The 16,166-nt window shown below is 73.2% G+C and carries 15 protein-coding genes; 10 read left to right on the plus strand and 5 right to left on the minus strand.

Going from position 1 to position 16,166, the window contains the following annotated elements; all coding sequences use genetic code 11:
- Positions 1-20: 20 nt before the first annotated feature.
- Positions 21-995, minus strand: coding sequence for an LLM class F420-dependent oxidoreductase (locus tag AB0H75_RS46500; protein ID WP_367807777.1), 975 nt, complete (start codon positions 993-995; stop codon positions 21-23).
- A gap of 286 nt (positions 996-1,281) precedes the next feature.
- Between AB0H75_RS46500 and AB0H75_RS46505 the strand changes: the two genes are divergently transcribed.
- Positions 1,282-1,788: a pyridoxamine 5'-phosphate oxidase family protein gene (locus AB0H75_RS46505; RefSeq protein ID WP_367807779.1), complete on the plus strand. Its 507-nt coding sequence runs from the start codon at positions 1,282-1,284 to the stop codon at positions 1,786-1,788.
- Between the two features lie 155 nt (positions 1,789-1,943).
- Here the strand turns inward: AB0H75_RS46505 and AB0H75_RS46510 are convergent, their stop codons facing one another.
- Entirely contained in the window at positions 1,944-2,408 is a 465-nt protein-coding gene (locus tag AB0H75_RS46510) for a MarR family winged helix-turn-helix transcriptional regulator (RefSeq protein ID WP_367807781.1), read from the minus strand.
- 30 nt (positions 2,409-2,438) lie between these two features.
- Between AB0H75_RS46510 and AB0H75_RS46515 the strand changes: the two genes are divergently transcribed.
- From AB0H75_RS46515 to AB0H75_RS46525, 3 genes are all read left to right on the plus strand, one after another.
- Positions 2,439-3,533, plus strand: coding sequence for a GNAT family N-acetyltransferase (locus tag AB0H75_RS46515; protein ID WP_367807783.1), 1,095 nt, complete (start codon positions 2,439-2,441; stop codon positions 3,531-3,533).
- A gap of 182 nt (positions 3,534-3,715) precedes the next feature.
- The gene (locus AB0H75_RS46520) at positions 3,716-4,534 is read left to right on the plus strand and encodes an SDR family NAD(P)-dependent oxidoreductase (protein ID WP_367807785.1); all 819 of its coding nucleotides are present in this window, start codon (positions 3,716-3,718) and stop codon (positions 4,532-4,534) included.
- The gene (locus tag AB0H75_RS46525; protein ID WP_367807787.1) at positions 4,531-5,484 is read left to right on the plus strand and encodes an EamA family transporter; all 954 of its coding nucleotides are present in this window, start codon (positions 4,531-4,533) and stop codon (positions 5,482-5,484) included. Before AB0H75_RS46520 ends, AB0H75_RS46525 begins: the two co-directional genes overlap by 4 nt.
- A gap of 59 nt (positions 5,485-5,543) precedes the next feature.
- Here AB0H75_RS46525 and AB0H75_RS46530 read toward each other — a convergent pair whose 3' ends face one another.
- Positions 5,544-6,581 carry an amidohydrolase family protein gene (locus AB0H75_RS46530; protein WP_367807789.1) on the minus strand — a complete coding sequence of 346 codons (1,038 nt, stop codon included), beginning with the start codon at positions 6,579-6,581 and terminating at the stop codon, positions 5,544-5,546.
- 234 nt (positions 6,582-6,815) lie between these two features.
- On the opposite strand from AB0H75_RS46530, the gene AB0H75_RS46535 reads away from it, so the two are divergent.
- The 4 genes from AB0H75_RS46535 to AB0H75_RS46550 all read left to right on the plus strand — a co-directional run bounded on the left by AB0H75_RS46535 (position 6,816) and on the right by AB0H75_RS46550 (position 12,188).
- On the plus strand, positions 6,816-7,805 hold the full coding sequence (locus AB0H75_RS46535; RefSeq protein ID WP_367807791.1) for a sigma-70 family RNA polymerase sigma factor: 990 nt from the start codon (positions 6,816-6,818) through the stop codon (positions 7,803-7,805).
- Between the two features lie 75 nt (positions 7,806-7,880).
- Positions 7,881-8,894, plus strand: coding sequence for a glucose-6-phosphate dehydrogenase (coenzyme-F420) (fgd, locus tag AB0H75_RS46540; RefSeq protein WP_367807793.1), 1,014 nt, complete (start codon positions 7,881-7,883; stop codon positions 8,892-8,894).
- Complete coding sequence (locus AB0H75_RS46545; RefSeq protein ID WP_367807795.1) at positions 8,891-9,625, plus strand: 2-phospho-L-lactate guanylyltransferase; 735 nt, start codon at positions 8,891-8,893, stop codon at positions 9,623-9,625. The genes fgd and AB0H75_RS46545 overlap by 4 nt, the downstream gene beginning before the upstream one ends.
- A 13-nt stretch (positions 9,626-9,638) precedes the next feature.
- Positions 9,639-12,188: a bifunctional FO biosynthesis protein CofGH gene (locus tag AB0H75_RS46550; protein ID WP_367807797.1), complete on the plus strand. Its 2,550-nt coding sequence runs from the start codon at positions 9,639-9,641 to the stop codon at positions 12,186-12,188.
- 49 nt (positions 12,189-12,237) lie between these two features.
- Here the strand turns inward: AB0H75_RS46550 and AB0H75_RS46555 are convergent, their stop codons facing one another.
- A complete protein-coding gene (locus AB0H75_RS46555; RefSeq protein ID WP_367807799.1) occupies positions 12,238-12,906 on the minus strand; it encodes a peroxiredoxin-like family protein in 669 nt (222 codons plus the stop codon).
- Between the two features lie 172 nt (positions 12,907-13,078).
- On the opposite strand from AB0H75_RS46555, the gene AB0H75_RS46560 reads away from it, so the two are divergent.
- Complete coding sequence (locus tag AB0H75_RS46560) at positions 13,079-14,350, plus strand: FAD-dependent monooxygenase (RefSeq protein ID WP_367807801.1); 1,272 nt, start codon at positions 13,079-13,081, stop codon at positions 14,348-14,350.
- A 110-nt stretch (positions 14,351-14,460) separates the two neighbouring features.
- Positions 14,461-15,174: a TetR/AcrR family transcriptional regulator gene (locus AB0H75_RS46565; RefSeq protein WP_367807802.1), complete on the plus strand. Its 714-nt coding sequence runs from the start codon at positions 14,461-14,463 to the stop codon at positions 15,172-15,174.
- Positions 15,175-15,261: 87 nt separating this feature from the next.
- Here AB0H75_RS46565 and AB0H75_RS46570 read toward each other — a convergent pair whose 3' ends face one another.
- Complete coding sequence (locus AB0H75_RS46570) at positions 15,262-16,146, minus strand: phosphotransferase enzyme family protein (protein ID WP_367807804.1); 885 nt, start codon at positions 16,144-16,146, stop codon at positions 15,262-15,264.
- Positions 16,147-16,166: the final 20 nt, after the last annotated feature.

Consider the following 16,166-nt stretch of genomic DNA (forward strand, 5'->3'; position numbering starts at 1 on the left):
ACATCACGCCCCCGGCGATGTCACCGCATGAACGCGTGACCACCCCCCGCCGCCGGATACAGGAACTCCGAGGCGAAGCGGCGGACGACATTGGGGTCCAGCGCCTCGTGGAAGCTGACGATGAGCTCCTGGACACCGGCGTCCTCGTAGGCGGCCAGGCGCTCGCGGATCGTGTCCGGGGTGCCGACCAGGCCGTAGGAGCCGAGGTCGCCGGGGAAGACGGCGGGCGCCCACGGGGGCACGGCGGCACGCGCCCGCTCGTCGGTGTCGGCCATGATGCAGTACGACGACGCCGTGCGCACGATCTGGCCGAAGTCCCGGCCCACCGCATCGCAGTGGTCGCGCAGGACGCCGTACTTGCGCTTGAGCTCGTCCGGGGAGGCCATGATGTTGCAGGCGTCGCCGTACTGGGCCACCAGTTTCAGCGTGACCTTCTCGCCGGCGCCGGCGATCATCATCGGCACGCGGGGGGACTGCACGCCCTTGGGCTCGTTGATGGCGTCTCGTACCTGGTAGTAGGTGCCCTCGAAAGTGGTCCTCGTCTCGGTCCACATGGACTGGATGATCTGCACGGCCTCGCGCAGGCGGCGCAGCCTGTCCGGCCCGTCCGGGTACTCGTAGCCGTAGGAGCGGTACTCGTCCTCGTACCAACCGGCGCCGATGCCGAAGGTGAAGCGGCCGCGGGAGATCACGTCGAGGGTCGAGGCCATCTTGGCCTGCAGGGCGGGATGGCGGTAGCTGTTCCCGGTGACCAGTTGGCCGAGGCGTACGCGGCTGGTGTCGCGGGCCAGCGCGGTCAGCGTCGTCCAGTTCTCGAACACGAAGCTGGGAGCCGGCGGGAGCGTGACGAAGTGGTCCGGTGCCCAGACCGACGCGTAGCCGGTCTCCTCGGCCGCCCGCGCCAGCTCGGCCAGCGTCTCGAAGGCCGCCACGGCGTCGGTCTGGCCGCCGAGCTCGTGCATGAGTCCCGTGGGCAGGTACAGGCTGATCTTCATGTGGGGTGGATCCTCATCTCTTGAGGCGTAGGGGTGTCACCGGCGGTGATCACCGCCTGGCTGGGGAGAGCGTTCGTGGATCGGGCGGGTCATGCCCGCCGATCCGGCGCTCCCGGTATGAAGACCGCCGCTGTGCCCGCGAGGGATCGGTGAGACCGCACTCATCGGCTCAAGAGAGGGAATCGCGCCACTTGTGGCAGGAATCCGGCGATCGCCTTGCCGGTGACGCGACTTCGCGGCTTGAATGGCGCCCCTCGCCCCGGCGGCGAGCGAGCGAGGAGTGACAGTGAGGACCGATCTTCCTCAAGGCGATCTGCGGCTGCTGGAGACCGCCCAGGCGCGGGAGCTGCTGAACGCGGCTCTGTACGCGCGGCTCGGCGTGGTCTGGACCGACGGCACGCCCAGGGTCATCCCCACGTGGTTCCACTGGACGGGAACGGACGTGGTGATGCCGACCTTCGTCGCCGGACCGAAGGCAGGCGTACGCCACCCCGCGCGTCGCCTCGCGGCGCTGCGGGCGTCCCCCGACGTGGCGATCAGCATCGGCACGGACGGCGTCCCGCCGCTGGCGCTCTCGATCCGCGGCCGTGCGGTCGTGCACGAGGTGGACGGCCTGGCCGACGAATACGTGCTCTGCGCCGAGCGCTATCTGGGCGAGGAGGCGGCGGCCGCGCTCGTCGACTCCATGAGGCAGCCCGGGACACGCCAGGCGCGAATCGTCGTCCGCCCCTCGTGGGCGGGGCTCCTCGACTTCAGGACCCGGTTCCCCAGCCCTCTCGGAGGGGTCGGGTGAGCACACCTCGAACGCTCGGGCCGGCCCGCGCCGCCCGGAAGGCGACGGGCGGGCCGGCCCGGCCACGGGTCAGCCGCGGCGGCAGGCGCTGGAATCGAGCGTCCTGCGCCTTGCCGCTCACGTGAGCATGAGGCCCCCGATTTCCCCGGTGACGCTCACGCGGGTTCTTCCAGCTTGCGGGCGATGCTCTCCAGGGCCGACAGGTCCGCGGGCGAGAGCCGGTCGATGACGTGGCGGCGGACCGATTCCAGATGGGCCGGGGCGGCCTCCTCCAGTATTTCCCTGCCGTGCTCGGTGAGGACCAGGTAACAGCCCCGGCCGTCGTCCGGATCGGGCTCGCGCCGTACGAGACCGCGGGCCTCCATGCGGGTGGCGTGCCGTGACAGGCGGCTGCGCGACCAGCCCATCTTGGCGGCCTGCTCGCGCAGCGTGCTGGTGCCGCCCGGGCGCTCGGAAAGCGTGCTGAGCACCTCGTAGTCGGGCTCTGACAGGCCGACCGCGGCCAGGTCGTGCGCGGTGCGCGACTGGATCGCGATCATCATGCGGCGCAGGGCGCGCCAGGCGCGTTCCTCGTCCGCGTCGAGCCAGCGCACCGTCTCCCCCGAGCCTTTCTTTGACATGTAAACAAGTTACCAGCTACTTTCGTTTCCATGTCAATGAAACTCCTGCGGGTCCTCGTCCTCACGTGCAGCACCCGTCCCGGCGCTCTCGGCCCGGCCGTGGGCCGGTGGCTGATCGACGCGATCGCCCCGCGGGCCGCGGAACTGGGCGTGGAGCTGCTGCCGGTGGCCCTCGGCGACCTCGCCCTGCCGTTCCTGGACGAGGAGGAGGAGCCGGCGTCCGGCCTCCACCGGCACGAGCACACCAGGCGGTGGAGCGCGACGGTGGACGCGGCGGACGGCTTCATCGCGGTCACCCCCGAGTACAACTACGGCATGCCGGCGGCCTTCAAGAACGCCCTCGACTATCTGGGCCGGGAATGGGCGTGGAAGCCGATGGGGTTCGTCAGCTACGGCAACACCTCGGCGGGCACCCGGTCGGTCCAGCACGCCAAGCAGGTGGTGACCACACTGCGGCTGGTGCCGCTGGGCGCCACGGTCGCCCTGCGCATCGCCGACGCGGTCGAGGACGGGCGGATCCGTCCGGACGCCGCCCGCGAGCAGGCCGCCATCGGGGTCCTGGACGAGCTCGCCCGCCTCGCCCACGCCCTGCGCCCGATGCGCGAGCGGGCCCGCGCAGGCTCCGGGGCCGCGCCGGTGCCGGGGGCGTACGCGAGAGCGCTGACCCCCGACGACGCCCCGGAGGTCCTGGTGCTCCAGCGTTGCTGCTGGCTGGAGGAGGCGCTGGCCAACGACACCCTGGCCATCCCCGCCCTGGAGGAGTCACTGGAGCAGGTACGCGCGTGGCTGGCCACCTGGCGGGCCACGGGCCTGTGGCGGGACGGCCGGCTCCTGGGCATGGTCCGCGCGCGCCGCGTGGACGACGACTGGCACGTGGGCCGCCTCGGCGTCGTCCCCGACCTGCGCGGCCAGGGCGTGGGGCGCTGGCTGCTGCGCGAGGCCGAAGCCGCGGCCGACGCCTCCTGCCGCCGGATCGTGCTGGCCACCGGCGCCCGGAGCCGGCACAACATCCGCCTCTACCACTCCCAGGGTTACCGCACGGCGTCGTCCGACGGCGCGACGGCCTTCCTCGCCAAGCCCGTGCCCTCGGACGGCGGCGCCGGCGAGCCGTCCGGGGCGAGGTGACGAGAGCGCTGCCGGATCGCGTGCGGGCCACCGCCTCGCCCGTCACGCCTCCCGATCGGCCGCCGATCCACGAGCGATACGTCCTTGGTGCTGTATCAACTACATCTGCATCAACTATGTTGCATGTATTTCATTTACTGATACCTTCTAGTCTCAGTTGATCTCGCCTGAAGGAGGAACCCATGAACAGCACCGCCCTCATCACCGGAGCCTCGTCCGGCCTCGGCGCGGAGTTCGCCACCCAGCTCGCCGCCCGCGGCCACGACGTGATCCTGGTGGCCCGCTCCGGCGACCGGCTCACCGCCCTGGCCGAGCGCCTGGCGGCCGAGCACGGCGTCCGCGCCCACGTGCTGACCCAGGACCTGGCCCAGCCGGACGCCGCCCGCCGCGTCGCCGGCCAGCTGGCCGCCCGCGAGCTGAGCGTCGACCTGCTGGTCAACAACGCCGGTTTCGGCACCTGCGGCCGATTCGAGGAGATCTCCCCGGCCCGCGATCACGACCAGCTCATGGTCAACGTCGTCGCGCTCGTCGACCTCACCCACGAGCTGCTGCCCGCCATGCTGGAACGCGGCCGCGGCTCGGTGATCAACGTCGCCTCCAACGCCGCCTTCCAGCCCTCCCCGTACTTCGCCGTCTACGGCGCGGCCAAGACCTTCGTGCTGAACTTCGGGCTCGCCCTGCGCCAGGAGTACCGCCGGCGCGGAATCCGCGTGCTCACCCTGTGCCCCGGGCCGGTCGAAACCGCCTTCTTCGACACCATCGGCACCCGCCGGGCGGCCGTCACCGGCTCCATGACCACCCCCGAACCCGTCGTCCGCGCCGCCCTGCGCGCCCTGGAGCGCGACCGCGGCTACCTCGCCCCCGGGCTCGGCAACGCCCTGACCGCGCATCTGACCCCTCGCCGCCCCCGCACGCTGGTCGCCGCCATCGCCGAACGCATCACCCGCAAGGTCCTGGCCCCCTCCCCCGCCGCCCCGGCGGTGCCGGAGCGCGCCGCGTGAGCGTCCTCCCAGCCCCTCTGGGCGCGGCCGCGGCGATGCTGCTCGTCGGCACCTCGGCCGCGGTCTCGGCCACCATCGCCGGCTACCCGGTCTTCACCGGTCAGGCCCTGCGCTATGCGCTCGCCGCGGCGATCCTGCTCGCGGTCGTGCGCCGGCGGCACCTGCCTCGCGTCTCCTTGACGTCACGCGACGTCCTGCTCCTCCTCGCGCTGGCCGCCACCGGCCTGGCCGGGTTCAACCTCTTCCTCGTCGAAGCCACCCGGCACGCCGGTCCCGCCATGATCGGCACCGTGATCGGGGGCGTCCCCCTCGTCCTGGCCCTCGTCGGGCCGCTGCTGGAACGCCGGCGCCCGACCCCCCGCACCGTCGGCACCGCGCTCGTGGTCGCGCTCGGCACGGCCGTCGCCGCCGGCCTCGGATCCGGCAGCCTGGCGGGCCTGCTGCTGTCCCTGGGCGCCCTCGCCGGCGAGGTGGCCTTCTCCCTGCTCGCCGTCCCCCTGCTGCCCCGGCTCGGCCCGCTGCGGGTCGCCGCCTACCCGGCCGCGCTGTCGGTGCCCATGTTGCTGGCCGCGGAACTCGCCGTGAACGGGACGGCCTCCCTGCGGCTGCCCACGCTCAGCGAGGCAGCCGCCTTCGGCTACCTCGGCGCGGTGGTCACCGCGGCCGCCTTCTTCCTCTGGTACGACGCCCTGCGCCGCCTCGGCGCCGACCGCGCGGGCCTCTTCGCCGGCCTCGTACCGGTGGGAGCACTGCTCACCACCGTCACGCTCGGCCTCGGCCAGGCAGACCCGGCCGACATCGCCGGCGCCCTGCTCGTCGCGACAGGCGTCGCCGTCGGGCTGCGACGGCCCCGACGCGACACCCCGACGCGACACCCCGGGGCCGAGCCGGCCCCTGGCGCGCGTCCGCGCCGAAACCGAGTGAACCGCCGGGTGCCACGCACGGGGTGACGCTGCCCGCGCCCACAGAGGTCCGGGACACTCCGCGGGCGTCAAGGGATGCCGCGCCTTCAGGCCGCCGGGCGCCGGGTCGCGCGGGCGGTGAGGCGTTCCCAGTTGCGGTGGGCGATGGCGGCCTTCTGCTCGGCGGTGAAGGGCGCGTCCTCCAGGAAGGAACGGGCGGCGCCGTTGCTGGTGTCGACGTAGGGGAAACCGCCGGGCCGGAAACCGTAGGTGAAGGGGTAGTCGGTGGAGTACAACATCCGGTCGGTGCCCATGACCTCGGCGGTCCAGCGCAGGTAGCGAGGGCTGTTGGTGCCGCTGCCGGCGACCCAGAAGTTCTGCCTGAAGTAGTCGGCGAGCGGCCGTCGAAGGCTGCCCGCCTGGGCGAAGAATCCGGTGTGGTCGAGGTAGAACAGGACGACCTCGCCCCAGTGTCCGGCGATCACCTGCAGGTCGGGGAACCGGTCGAAGACGCCCGAGAAGATCATCCGCAGGTACTGGACGCCCAGGTCGTAGTACCAGCCGATCGCCGCCCCGGCCAGCGGCGTGCCGATCGAGCCGATGCCGGAGTAGTAGGCGTCGATCACCGGTTGGACCGGCATCTGGGGGTGGAAGTGCAGCGGCACCCCGAGCCGCTCGGCGGTGGCGTACAGCTCGTCGTTGTCGGGGTGGTCGGCCAGTTTGCCGCCGGTGCGGCCGTACAGCATGGCGCCGGGGAAGCCCAGCTCGCCCACCGCCCGCTCCAGCTCGGCCGCGGCCGCGGCCGGCGACTGGGTGGGGATGGCGGCGAACGCCTGGAAACGGTCGGGACGCGAGGCGACGATCTCCGCGAGCTGGTCGTTGGCCGCGCGGGCCACCGTGACCGCCTCGGCCTCGGGCAGGTCCTGCACGCCGGGCGAGGACAGGGACAGGACGGCGACGTCGATGCCCTGGTCGTCCATATGGGCCAGGCGCCGCTCGCCGGTCTCGCGCAGGTTCTTGGCGATCGGGCTGTCGCCGAAGCCGCGGGCGGGGATCTGTGGCGATCCGGCTCGCTGGTACGCCTCGTGGACGGCGGGTACGACGACGGTCTCTTCCACCGCGATGATCCGCAGGCGATCGGGCATGCTGACGCTCCCTCACAGAGGTGTTTCCGTTGGCAACGGAGGAACGTTATCAGTGTTCTTATCGATGTCAACAGTAAATTGTTTCCATCGATAACACGCGCCGGGCGGTGGGATCGGCGGACGGGCCGTGGCGATTCCTTTCGTCCTCGCGGCCGGTCCTATCTCGTGAGGCGGGGCGCGTCGGGTCTCCAGCCCGGAGACAGGAGCCGTGCCGATGATGGGAGCACGAGCGGGATGAGTGAACAGCAGGTCATGAACGGCGACTTCGTCCGCAGCACCGAGCCCTTCCGCGGCGAGCTGCTGGCGCACTGCTATCGCATGCTCGGGTCGGTCGACGAGGCGGAGGACCTCGTCCAGGAGACCTATCTGCGCGCCTGGCGGGCCTTCGACCGCTTCGAGGGCCGGTCGTCGGTCCGCCGCTGGTTGTACAAGATAGCCACCAACGTGTGCCTGTCGGCGCTGGAGCACGCCGGCCGCCGCTTCCTCCCCTCCGGCCTCATGAGCCCGCACGACGACGTGGACCGCCTTCCCGCGCCCGCTTCGTCGCGCGTCAAGCCGTTGCAGCCCATACCGGACGCCCTCCTGCGCCCGGACGGCGACGACCCCGCGAGCATCCTCGTCGCGCGCGAGAGCCTGCGCCTGGCTCTCATCGCCGGCCTGCAACATCTGCCGGCCAGGCAGAGGGCGGTGCTCGTGCTGCGGGACGTTCTCGCCTTCCCCGCGGCCGAGGTCGCGCAGATCCTGGAAACCAGCGTGCCCGCCGTCAAGAGCATGCTCCAAAGGGCCAGGGCGAAACTCGAGGAGGTGGCCCCGGCGGCCGACAGCGTCGAGGAGCCCACCGAGCCCCAGATCCGCATGCTGCTCGACAAGTACATCGCGGCCTTCGAGAACGCGGACCCGGACGCCCTCCAGCAGATCCTGCGCGAGGACGTGGCCCTGGAGGCGCTGGCGTACCAGACGTGGTTCGACGGGCTCAAGACCTGCATGCCGTTCCTCACCGACCACGTGCTGGGCTTTCCCGGGCACTGGAAGATGCTGCCCACGCGGGCGAACGGGCAGCCCGCCGTGGTCGGCTACCACCGGGCGGGGCGCCATTACCGTGCCTTCGGCGTCGCGGTCCTCGACATCACCCCGACCGGGATCGCGCGGATCACCGCCTTCGACTACCCGCGCCTCGCCCCCACGTTCGGCTTCCCGCTCACCCTGCCCGGGGCGGAGGTTTGACCGGCACGGGTCGTGTCGATTCCTTCGCGCCCTCGGCGAGGTCTTCAGATTGACACCATTCGGAGGACATCTGACATGAATTCCTTGAAGCTCGGTTACAAGGCTTCCAGCGAGCAGTTCTCGCCCCAGGACCTGCTTGAGTACGCGGTGCTGGCCGAACGCAGCGGTTTCGATTCCGTCTTCGTCTCGGACCATTTCCAGCCCTGGCGGCACGACGGCGGGCACGCCCCCTCCGCGCTCGTCTGGCTGGGCGCGCTGGGCGCCTCGACCGAGCGCGTCGCCATCGGGACCTCGGTGCTCACACCGACGTTCCGCTACCACCCCGCCGTCGTGGCCCAGGCGTTCGCGACGCTCGGCTGCTTGTATCCGGGACGGGTCATCCTGGGGCTGGGCAGCGGCGAGGCCATGAACGAGGCGCCCTTGGGCGTCGAGTGGCCCGAGGGCAAGGAGCGATTCGCCCGGTTGCGGGAGGCCGTGGACCTGATCCGCGCCCTGTGGAGCGGGGAACGGGTCACCTTCGAGGGGCGGTACTACCGGACGCTCAACGCCACCGTCTACGACCGCCCCGACAAGGACGTGCCCATCTACCTGGCCTCCTCCGGGCCCGCGGCCACCCGCTTCGCCGGGCGCGCGGGCGACGGCTGGATCACCACCTCGGGCAAGGACCCCGCGCTCTACACCGGCACCCTCATGCCGGCGATCGAGTCCGGAGCCCGCTCGGCCGGGCGCTCGACCGGTGACCTCGACATGATGATCGAGGTGAAGGTCTCCTTCGACCCCGATCGGGACCGGGCGCTGAGCGCCACCCGGTTCTGGGGAGCGCTGGGCCTGGACCCGGAGCAGAAGGCCGGGGTCGAGGACCCGATGGAGATGCAGCGGCTGGCCGACGAGCTGTCGGTGGAGCGGACCGCCAGGAGGTTCATCGTCTCCACCGACCCCGACGAGCACGTCGAGCGCATCGCGTCCTACGTCGACCTGGGCTTCAACCACCTGGTCTTCCACGCGCCCGGGCCGGACCAGGCCGCCTTCATCGACCTGTACGGGCGGGAGATCTTGCCCCGCCTCCGCGACAGGTACGGCCTGTCGTGAGCATCTCCCCCGCCGGCGCGGCGGCCGCCGCCGGGTGGGTGGCGATCACGGCTCTCAAGCCGCCCCGCCAGGCCAAGACCCGCATGGCCGCGCCGGAGGGCGTACGCGCCGGCCTAGCCGTGGCGATGGCGCTGGACACGCTCGCCGCGCTCGGCGCCTCCTCCCGCGTCCGGCAGACGTTGCTCGTGTGCCCGGATCCGCTGGTCCGCGAGCGGATCACCGGGTACGCCGCCCTCGGTCATGTCACCGTCCTGCGCGGCGAACCGGCGGGCGACCTGAACTCCGCGCTCCGCTACGCCATCGGCGTGGCGCGCCGGCGCGCTCCTGGGGCCGGGATCGCCGTCGTGCCCGCGGACCTGCCCGCCCTGTCCGCCGCCGAGGTCGATCTGGCCCTGCTCCTGGCCCCGGGAGGCCGGCCCGGTGTCGTCCCCGATCTTGAGGAGGAGGGCACGGTCATGCTCACCGTGCCGGCCGGCGCTTCGGTGCGCCCCCGGTTCGGCAGGCGATCGTACGCGGCCCACCGCCGGTCCGGCGCTCAGCCCTTCGGCGACGAGCGCCTGCCCGGCCTGCGCCGCGACATGGACACCGTGGCCGACCTGATGGGCGCGCGCCACCTCCTCGGCCCCCACACCACGGCGTTCCTGCGCGGCCGGCGGTGGCCGGCGCCGGCGGGCACGCCGTCCTCGTCCCAGACATCCCCCCAGACATCCCCCCAGACATCCCCGCGGTGAAGGTGGAGCTTCCATGACCGACGACCGTCCCGTCCCGCCGAACGCGATCCGGCGGGCGCTGGCCCGCGCCCGCGACGGCAAGTCCCTCGACCCGGCCGAGGCGCGGATCCTGCTCGGGGCCCGCGGCGACGAGCTCGGCGCCCTGATGGAGCATGCGGCACGGGTGCGTGACGCCGGGCTGCGCGCCGCCGGCCGGCCCGGGGTGATCACGTACAGCCGGAAGGTGTTCGTCCCGTTGACGCGGCTGTGCCGGGACCGGTGCGGCTACTGCACGTTCGCGACGGTTCCCGGGCGGGTGGAGGCGCCGTACCTGGAGCCGGACGACGTTCTGGACATCGCCCGGCGGGGCGCCGCCGCGGGATGCAAGGAGGCCCTGTTCACGTTGGGCGACCGGCCCGAGGACCGGTGGCGGCAGGCCCGCGAGTGGCTGGACGCGCACGGCTACGACGACACGCTGTCGTACGTGCGCGCCATGGCGATCCGGGTGCTGGAGGAGACCGGGCTGCTGCCGCACCTCAACCCGGGCGTGCTGACCTGGCGGGACCTGCAACGGCTCAAGCCCGTCGCGCCGTCGATGGGCATGATGCTGGAGACCACGTCGCGGCGGCTGTTCGAGGAGAGGGGAGGGGCCCACTTCGGCTCGCCGGACAAGGACCCCGCCGTCCGGCTGCGCGTCCTGGAGGACGCCGGGCGCAGCGCCGTCCCGTTCACCACCGGCATCCTCATCGGGATCGGGGAGACGGTCGAGGACCGGGCCGAGTCCATCTTCGCGATCCGGCGGGTCGCGCGGGAGTACGGCGGCATCCAGGAGGTCATCGTGCAGAACTTCCGGGCCAAGGCGCATACCAGGATGGGCGGCACGCCGGACGCCGATCTGGAGGAGCTGGCCGCCACCATCGCGGTCAGCCGCCTCGTGCTCGGCCCCGGGATGCGGCTCCAGGCTCCCCCGAACCTCGTGGGCGACGCCCACGCGCTCATGCTCCGGGCGGGCATCGACGACTGGGGCGGCGTCTCGCCGCTCACCCCTGATCACGTCAACCCGGAACGGCCCTGGCCGCGGATCGACGAGCTCGCGGCCCGTACGGCGGAGTCGGGGTTCGCGCTGCGGGAACGGCTCACCCTCTACCCCGAGTACGTGCTGAAGGGCGAGCCCTGGCTGGATCCCCGGCTGAGGGCGCACGTGGCCGCGCTCGCCGGACCCGACGGCCTGGCCCTGGAGACCGCCGTGCCGACCGGCCGGCCGTGGCAGGAGCCGGACGGCGGCTGGGCCGATCACGGCCGTACGGATTTGCACGTCGCGATCGACACGGCCGGCCGGGCGAGCGGGGGCCGTGGCGACGCCGAGGAGGTGTACGGGAACTGGGAACAGGTCGGGGCGCGGATCCGCGCGCCGCGAAGGATCGACGCGGACGTGGCCGCGGCGCTGCGCAGCGCCGAGCGCGATCCCGCCGCCCTGTCCGACGGGCACGCCCTGGCCCTGCTGCATGCCGACGGCGACGAGTTGCGGGCGCTGACCCGGCTGGCCGACGACGTGCGCCGCCAGAGCGCCGGTGACGACATCACCTACGTCGTCACGCGCAACATCAACTTCACCAACGTCTGCTACACGGGCTGCCGGTTCTGCGCCTTCGCCCAGCGGCGCGGCGACGCCGACGCCTACACCCTGTCGCTGCGGCAGGTGGGAGAGCGCGTGGACGAGGCCTGGGCGGCGGGCGCCACCGAGATCTGCATGCAGGGCGGCATCCACCCGGAGCTGCCCGGCACCGCCTACTTCGACCTGGCGCGGGAGGTGAAACGCCGGGCGCCGGGGATCCACCTGCACGCCTTCAGCCCCATGGAGGTGGTCAACGGGGCCTCCAGGACGGACCTCTCCATCCGCGACTGGCTGTCGGAGGCCCGGGCGGCGGGCGTGGACTCCCTGCCCGGGACGGCCGCGGAGATCCTCGACGACGAGGTGCGCTGGGTCCTGACCAAGGGCAAGCTGCCCGCGGCGACCTGGATCGAAGTGATCACCACGGCGCACGAGCTGGGCATCCCGACCACCGCCACCATGATGTACGGCCACGTGGACACGCCCGCCCACTGGGTCGCCCACCTGAGGACCATCCGGTCGATCCAGGAACGCACCGGCGGGTTCACCGAGTTCGTCCTGCTGCCCTTCGTCCACCACAACGCGCCGATCTACCTGGCCGGCCTCGCGCGCAGCGGACCGACGCGGCGGGACAACCTCGCCCTGCACGCGGTCTCCCGGCTCCTGCTGCACGGGGCCTTCTCCAACATCCAGTGCTCCTGGGTGAAGCTGGACGACGACACCTGCGTCCAGGTGCTCCAGGGCGGCGTCAACGATCTCGGCGGCACGCTCATGGAAGAGACCATCAGCCGCATGGCGGGCTCCGGCAACGGTTCGTACCGGACCGTTTCCGCGCTGGAGGCGCTGGCCGCGCGCGCGGGCCGTCCCGCCCGCCAGCGCACGACCACGTACGGGCCCGTCCCCGCCGAACGCGCGGCCCTGGCGCGCGCCGCCGACGGGCTTCCGCGCGGCCTGCTGCCCGTCGTCCCGTGAGCCGGGACCGGGTCCGGCGGGCCCGCCCGCCGGGCCCGGCCTCCGGTGGTCAGAGCGCGTCGAGGGCGGCCAGGATGTCGGCGACCTCGGTCCTGGACGTGTAATCGGGGTGCACGTCGATCCAGCGCAGGACGTGGTCGCCGTCCATGACGAGGACGGTGGGCATCGGGACCTTCACCGTGCCGTCGGCGTTGGCGGCCGCGACGTCGACGCCGAGCCGGCCCAGCGCCGCCAGCGCGTCCGGGGTCGGCTCGGTGAGGATCCCGATGGCCGCGGCCAGGCGGTTGCCCGCGTCGGACAGGACGGGGAAGGTCAGCTCGTTCTTCTCGCGGGTGGCGGCGGAACCCTCGGGGGTCTGCGGGCTGAGCGCGACCAGCCCCACGCCGCGTTCCGCCAGGCGGGGAAGCAGGCGGGCCTGATACGTGCGCAGGGCCACGCCGCAGTACGGGCCCCACACCCCGCGGTAGAAGACGATCACCGTGGTGGCGCCACCGGTGACCGCGTGCAGCGAGGTGGGCTCGCCCCCCTCGGTGAGGAGGGCGGTGTCGGGCACCGGGCTCCCGGGTGCCGCCACCCCTGCCGGGATGCCCGCGCTCCTGAGCGCGGCCTGCTCGGCGGCGAACGGGGACAGGGCTCCCGAGGGAGCCTGCCGGATCATCGAGAGGGTCAGCGCGGCCGCCTGCTCCGCGATCGTCTCCTCGCGCACGTCCGGGGTCATGGACAACACTTCCTTTCCGTTTCAGCCGCCGGCAGGTGCCGGCGCCACAGATAAGACCTGGCCGGAGCCGGGCAGGAATCGCCGCGACCGGCCGGGCGAGCCCCGGTGGAAGTGACGCACATCACGTTCTGACCATATGAGCAAAACGGTCAGTCAGTCGTAACGTGGGATCATGACCATGACGAACCACCACGACCGCCGGGCCCTGATCGTCGGACTGGGCATCAGCGGAATCGCCACCGCGTTACGGCTGCGGCAGATCGGCTGGCGGCCGGTCATCGTCGAGCGGGCCCCGCAGCGGCGCCTGGGCGGGCACTTCATCGCGCTGTTCGGCGCGGGCCGGGCCGCCGCCCGGCGCCTCGGCATCCTGGAGCAGATGGCCGACCGGAGCGCGGACGGCACCAGCCACGACATCGACCGCGCCGGCCGGCGCCGGCCCGGGCTGGGCTTCAAGGACCTCCCCGGCCGGCCGTGGGTGATGATGCGCGGGGACGTGGAGCAGGCCGCGTTCGCCGCCCTGCCGCCCGACGTGGAGATCCGCTACTCCACCGTTCCCGCGCGGATCGAGCAGGACGCCGGCGGGGTGGACGTGACGCTGACCGACACCGCCACGGACACCTCGACCACCGAGCGCTTCGACCTGGTCGTCGGCGCGGACGGGCTGCGCTCCACCGTGCGGCGGCTGGTGTTCGGGCCGCACGAGGCGTACCTGCGCCGGATGGGCTACATGGCCGTCGCTTTCCAGCTCGCGGGCCCGCTCCCGGGGTTCGACCAGCGGGACTCCGTCGTCCTGGCCGAGCCGCGGCGGTCGATGTGGGTGTTCCCGTTCCGGCACCGCCCGCCGACGGTGCTGCTGAGCTACCACACCGACGACGTGGACGCCGAGTTCACCCGGCCGGTCGCCGAGCGGGTACGCGAGGCGTTCGGCCCGCGACCGGCCGGCCCCGTCCTGGGCGCGGCCCTGGACGCGCTGGACTCGGCCGACCAGGTGTTGTTCGACTCGGTCGAGCAGGTACGCATGGACCGCTGGCACCGCGGCCGGGTGGTGCTCGTCGGCGACGCGGCCTGGTGCGTGACCCTCTACGCGGGGATGGGAGCGTCGGCGGGGATGGCCGGGGCCGACCTGCTGGGCACCATGCTGGCCCGCCATCCCCGCGACGTCACCGAGGCGCTGGCCCGCTGGGAGCGGCACCTGCGCCCCGCGATCGGCCGACTCCAGGCCAACGGGCTGCGGATGCGCAGCATGTTCGTCCCGGCCACCCGCTTCGAGCTGGCGCTGCGCCGCGTGCTGCTGCGGGCGAGCAAGCTGCCGGTGACCTCCTCGTTGTTCGCCCTGTGGCAGACCAGGGGCAAGGCCGCCCGGTTGAAGGAGGCGGACCTCGCCGACCCCGGCCCTGGCCTCGCCCGGCCGCCCCTCCCCCGGCGCGACTCCGCGCGGGTGTGACGGCCGCCGGCGTGGGGTGGCCGGTGGCGTCGGTGGCCGGTGGCGTGGGGTGGCCGCCGGCACGGCACAATCGTCTGCACACCCCTTCGGCACCGGCACTGGGAGCGACGATGACACGCCTGGCGGACCGCGACTCCGACAAGGCCGCCCGGATCCTCGCCGTCACCCGGGAGCTGGTGCTCAGGCGCGGCGTCAAGGGCGTGACCGTGGCCGAGATCGCGGAGAAGGCGCACGTCGGCAAGGGCACCGCCTACCTGTACTGGGCGACCAAGGAAGACCTGCTCATCGAGCTGTTCGCCAGGGAGTTCCTGTCCGTGCTGGAGGCCCACGTCACGGCCCTGGGCGCCGACCCGGAGCTGGCCCGGCCGCAGCGGTTCTGTCCCCGCCTGGTCCGCGACGCCGTGGAGCGCCCCTTCATGCGCGCCTTGCAGGCCGGCGACGGCGACCTGCTCGGCGTGCTGGCCGAGCACCCGCGTACCGAGGAACTGCTCGTCCACGTGGGCCCGGCCGCGCTGATGCACACGGTCCTGCCCGTGTGGCGCGCGCATCACCTCGCCCGCGCGGACTGGCCGCTGGACGAGCAGGCCTACGCGCTGCGGGCGCTCATGGCCGGATTCCTGGACGCGGCCACCAACGCGGGCGCCCCGGGCGGCATCACCGTCGCCGACCCCGACGCCGTCATGGCCGCGGCGGTGACCGCCCTGCTGGGCGCCGCCGAGCGGGCGAGCGCGTCCGACGTCCGCGCGACCGCCCAGGAGGGGCTGCGGCTGCTGCGCGAGAAACGCGAGCTGCTGCTCGCCCTGCTCGCCGCCCAGCGCGAGTAGGGCCCGCGGAGGACGCGTCCGCGCCGAGCCGTCCCCCTCATGTCCGGCGAGGGGCGGTGGCGGGCCGGGCGGGCGGGCCGGCCGGGCTCAGGGGCGCAGCCGGTGGAACAGCTCGACCCGGGCGCGGTGGTAGGCGACGTCCTCCTCGTCGTGCCGCACCCCCGAGCGGGCGGCCTGGTGGAAGTAGGCGTACTCCCTGCGGAGCTTGTGCCGGACGAGCTGCGCGAGCGACTCCTCGTCCAGCCGGGCCGCCGTGCCGCCCTCGTCGTGGTAGGCGGCCACGAACTCCTCGCTCGGCCCGGCCAGGTCGTCGCCCCATTCCAGGGCGGCGGCGGCCAGCTCCAGCTCGGGGGCGCCGACGAAGGTCTCGTCCCAGTCGAGGACCGCCACGATCCGGCCGTCCCTGGCCAGGGTGTTGCCGGTGTAGTAGTCGCCGTGCAGGGGGTGGCGCGTGGGGTGCCCGGCATGGAAGGCGGCCAGCCAGCGGTCCAGGTCGGGGTCGTCCAGCTCGGCGGCGTCCCGTGGCGGGTCGCCGTACAGGCCGGACTCCTGGAAGGCGGGCACCGGGCGCGGGCCGGGACGCAGGCCGGCCAGGGACCTGTGGAGCCTGGCGAGCAGGCGGGCACCGGCCTCGCGCTGGGCCGGGACGTCGGAGTCCGGCCAGTCGCCCTCGACGTACGGCCAGCAGGAGACCGGGCGGCCGGCCACGACGACGACCGTCCGCCCGCCGTCGGCGGGCAGGGGGGCGACCGCCTCGGGGAGGCCGGCGGCGGCGTACCGGGCGACCGCGTGGCACCACTCCGACTCGGCGGGGGTGCGCCGGGCCGGGCCGACGCGGACGACGTGCCCGCCGAGGCGGTAGGCGGCGGACTCCTCCCCGCCGTGCAACCGCTCCCCCTCCCCCGTGACACCCCAGGTCAGAGCCACGGCCTCGCGGATCTCCGGGGTGAGGGGCGTCCTGGCGTAGATCATCTCGCCAGCTTACCCGGCGG

This window comes from Nonomuraea sp. NPDC050783 (genome assembly GCF_040802095.1).
Classification (GTDB): domain Bacteria; phylum Actinomycetota; class Actinomycetes; order Streptosporangiales; family Streptosporangiaceae; genus Nonomuraea.